Genomic DNA, 3,546 nt, shown 5'->3' with positions numbered 1-3,546 from the left:
GGCGATGATCGTTCGGAAATCGGCGTGCATCCGACCCGTCCACGCATTGTGGCGGTGTGGTCGATGCAGCGACACCGTCGCCACGGGCCCGTCGATATCGCATCGGACCGTGTCGCTCATCCCCACATCGCCTTCAAAACGCCTTCGGTCAGTTCAGGTCGGCAGACAAAGAAGTCCGGGAGCCACGGGTCGCGATCGTTGTAGATCAGCGGCGATCCATCAAGTCGGCTGGCATGGAAGCCAGCGGCCATGGCGACAGCGGCAGGGGCTGCGGAGTCCCACTGATACATGCCGCCATCGTGGACGTAAATGTCGGCTTCGCCGATCACCACGGCCATCGCCTTCGCCCCGGCCGATCCGAGGCGCACGGCGTCGCAGCCCAACCCCTCGGCAACGAGGACTGCGGCGTACGGGGCCCGGTTTCGTGAGGTGACGATGCGCGGTCGGTCTCGTTCGAGGACGGGCATTGGCGGGGCCGGATCGGTCGAGAAGACCATGTTCACGGCGGGCAGACTCACTGCAGCGGCGCCGAATGCTGTGCGTTCCCAGAGTGCGATGTGAACGGCCCAGTCGTGGCGGCCCTGTTCCCCATACTCTTTGGTCCCGTCGAGTGGGTCGATGATCCAGACACGGTCGGCGTCGTAGCGCCGGGGGTCTTCGAGTCCCTCTTCTGACAGCACGGCATCCGCCGGGCGGTGTGTGTGGAGTTCGCCGGCGATGAAGTGTTGCGCTGCTGCGTCGCCCGAGTCGCGGACATCCCAGATCGAGGCGCCAGCAGCAAACATCTCGGCGCGGAGCTGGACGAGAACTTCGCCTGCCTGGACTGCGAGTCGCGTGGCGAGCTCGGAGTCAGTTTCAGGCATCGTCGCATTCTGGCAGCGATCAGGCCTGCACAACACCATTGCGGCTCGGATCCAACTCGGACGCAACTCGGACTTCGCACATCGCCCGACCGCCTGCAGACCTGCCAGACTCAGCAAAATGTTTGGCGGACAACGGGTGAAATACGGGAATGAGCGGAATCAGTTCGGCGTGCTTCGAGCTGGGCGTCGACCCCCTGTGGCACTGCCGACCGTCGTCTTCGTGCATGGTGGGAGTTGGGCCATGCCCTATAACCGCTGGGTGATGGGGCTGCTGGTACGCGACGCGCGCCGCAGAGGCTGGGCGACGTTCAACGTCGAGTATCGCAAGCTGGGGCGATTCGGCGGGGGCGGTGGTTGGCCTCAGACCTTCGACGACGTCCGCAACGCGATCGAACTGATCACCGAGGGCACACACGGTCGTGCAGATGCCATCGACCCTGCTCGGGTTGTCGTTGTTGGGCACTCTGCCGGTGCGCACCTTGCGCTGTGCGCCGTCGGCACGAGTACCCTTCGGTCGCCGGCACTCGTGGTGTCGATGGCAGGCCCGACCGATCTCGAACAGATCTCAGCTAACGGATCGGCCACCGTTGACGCACTTGTGGCAAATGCCCCTGAGGGGGACCGCTGGAAGCTCACGTCGCCCGTGGAGATGCTGCCCTTCAGAGTGCCCGTCGTGTGCGTGCATGGTGCAGCAGACACCACGGTGTACCCGTGGAACTCCAAACGGCTCGCCGACCTCGGTGCAGCCGATGCAATCTTCGTTCCAGACGAGACACACGTCGACGCACTGAAGCCCACGTCTGCGACTTGGGCCGCTGTTACCAAGGTGGTTTCATCGACGTTCTCGTGATATGTCTGCGCACTGGGGTGCGCACACATATCACGAAAAGCGTCAGGCGAGTTTCTTGTACTTGATGCGGTGAGGTTGATCGGCGCCGGCACCGAGTTCTTGCTTGCGTCGCGCTTCGTACTCGCTGAAGTTGCCTTCGAACCAGCGGACATGGCTGTCACCTTCGAACGCCAACACGTGTGTGGCGATGCGGTCGAGGAACCAGCGATCATGAGAGATCACGACGGCGCAACCGGGGAATGACTCAAGGCCGGTCTCGAGGGCGCGTAGCGTGTCGACGTCGAGGTCGTTGGTCGGTTCGTCGAGGAGCAGCACGTTGCCGCCGGACTTCAACAGCTTGGCGAGGTGCACGCGGTTGCGTTCACCACCGGACAGGTCGCCGACGCGCTTGCCGTGATCAGTTCCCTTGAAGTTGAAGCTCGACACGTAGGTGCGGCCGTGTATCTCGCGGCCACCGACTTCGAGTACCTCGCCCCCGCCGGTGATCTCGTCATAAACGGTTGCGTCATCGTCGAGGCTGTCACGATCCTGGTCGACGTAGCTGAGGTCGACGGTGTCGCCGATCTTGATCGAGCCAGAGTCGGGCTCTTCGCGGCCGGCAAGCATCTTGAAGAGCGTTGATTTGCCGGCACCGTTCGGGCCGATGATGCCGACGATGCCGGCAGGCGGCAGCGTGAACGACAGATTGTCGATGAGGAGTCGATCGCCGAATCCCTTGCTCAGGCCCTCGACCTCGATGACTTGGTCGCCGAGGCGCCGCCCGGCCGGGATGGTGATCTGCAGCTTGGAATCTTGGGTCTCGGCTGCCTTCGCCTCTGCGTGCAGCTTGTCGTAGGCGGCGAGGCGAGCCTTGCCTTTGGCCTGACGACCTTTCTGACCGAGGCGAACCCATTCGAGTTCGCGTGCCAGTGCGCGCTGGCGGACTTCGTTGCCGCGCTCTTCGCGAGCGAGGCGATCGTGTTTCTGCTCGAGCCAGCTGGAATAGTTGCCCTCGAACGGGATGCCGCGGCCGCGGTCGAGTTCGAGGATCCACTGCGCCACGTTGTCGAGGAAGTAGCGGTCGTGGGTGATTGCAACGACAGTCCCCGCGTAGTCGCCAAGGAACCGTTCGAGCCAGTCGACCGACTCGGCGTCGAGGTGGTTGGTCGGTTCGTCGAGCAGCAGAAGGTCGGGGCGGCTGAGCAGCAGGCGACACAGCGCGACGCGGCGGCGCTCGCCACCGGAGAGCACGGTGACATCGGCGTCGTCGGGCGGGCAGCGGAGCGCGTCCATCGCGATCTCGACGTTGCGCTCGAGACTCCATGCGTCGGCGGCTGCGATCTTGTCTTCGAGGATCGCCTGTTGCTTGCCGATCTTGTCGTAGTCGGCGTCAGGGTCGGCCCACTTGGCCATCACCGTGTTGTAGTCGTCAATGATCGACTGCACTTCGGAGACGCCGTCCATGACGTTGCCGCGGACCGTCTTTTCCGGGTCGAGCTGGGGCTCTTGGGCCAGGTAGCCGACCGTGTGGCCAGCGGTGAGGCGCGCCTCGCCCTGGAAGCCGTCGTCGAGGCCAGCCATGATCTTGAGGAGCGACGACTTGCCGGCACCGTTACTGCCGAGCACGCCGATCTTGACGCCGGGATAGAACGACAGCGAGATGTTCTCGAGCACCGTCTTGTCCGGCGGGTACACCCGCGACAGCTTGTATGCCTGGTAAATAAATTCGTGCGCCATTGCGTTGCAGGTTACCGATGATGCTGCTCAGGCGTTGTTGACGGACGGCACCGATGCAACTCGGCCAGCGAGCTCGTCTGACAGAGCGATCATTACGTTCGTGTCATTGCCGAAGTG

At 63.6% G+C, this 3,546-nt stretch carries 3 protein-coding genes; 1 reads left to right on the top strand and 2 read right to left on the bottom strand.

What is annotated here, in order from left to right:
* Positions 1-116 precede the first annotated feature (116 nt).
* Positions 117-863, bottom strand: coding sequence for a 3'(2'),5'-bisphosphate nucleotidase CysQ (locus tag ACH2EI_RS14840; protein WP_395153303.1), 747 nt, complete (start codon positions 861-863; stop codon positions 117-119).
* A 196-nt stretch (positions 864-1,059) separates the two neighbouring features.
* Here ACH2EI_RS14840 and ACH2EI_RS14835 point away from each other — a divergent pair, with 196 nt between their 5' ends.
* Positions 1,060-1,713, top strand: a complete 654-nt coding sequence (locus ACH2EI_RS14835) for an alpha/beta hydrolase (RefSeq protein WP_395153304.1) — start codon at positions 1,060-1,062, stop codon at positions 1,711-1,713.
* 42 nt (positions 1,714-1,755) lie between these two features.
* On the opposite strand, the gene ettA is transcribed toward ACH2EI_RS14835, so the two are convergent.
* On the bottom strand, positions 1,756-3,429 hold the full coding sequence (ettA, locus tag ACH2EI_RS14830; RefSeq protein ID WP_395153305.1) for an energy-dependent translational throttle protein EttA: 1,674 nt from the start codon (positions 3,427-3,429) through the stop codon (positions 1,756-1,758).
* Between the last annotated feature and the right edge of the window lie 117 nt (positions 3,430-3,546).

Source organism: Ilumatobacter sp., assembly GCF_041688325.1.
Lineage (GTDB): Bacteria > Actinomycetota > Acidimicrobiia > Acidimicrobiales > Ilumatobacteraceae > Ilumatobacter_A.
The sequence above is the reverse complement of the archived record's forward strand: the minus strand, read 5'-3'. Positions and strand labels throughout refer to the sequence as shown.

Excerpts from the sequence above, each read along its gene's own strand:
- ACH2EI_RS14840 (WP_395153303.1), bottom strand. The coding sequence starts at position 863 with ATGCCTGAAACTGACTCCGAGCTCGCCACGCGACTCGCAGTCCAGGCA.
- ettA (WP_395153305.1), bottom strand. The coding sequence starts at position 3,429 with ATGGCGCACGAATTTATTTACCAGGCATACAAGCTGTCGCGGGTGTAC.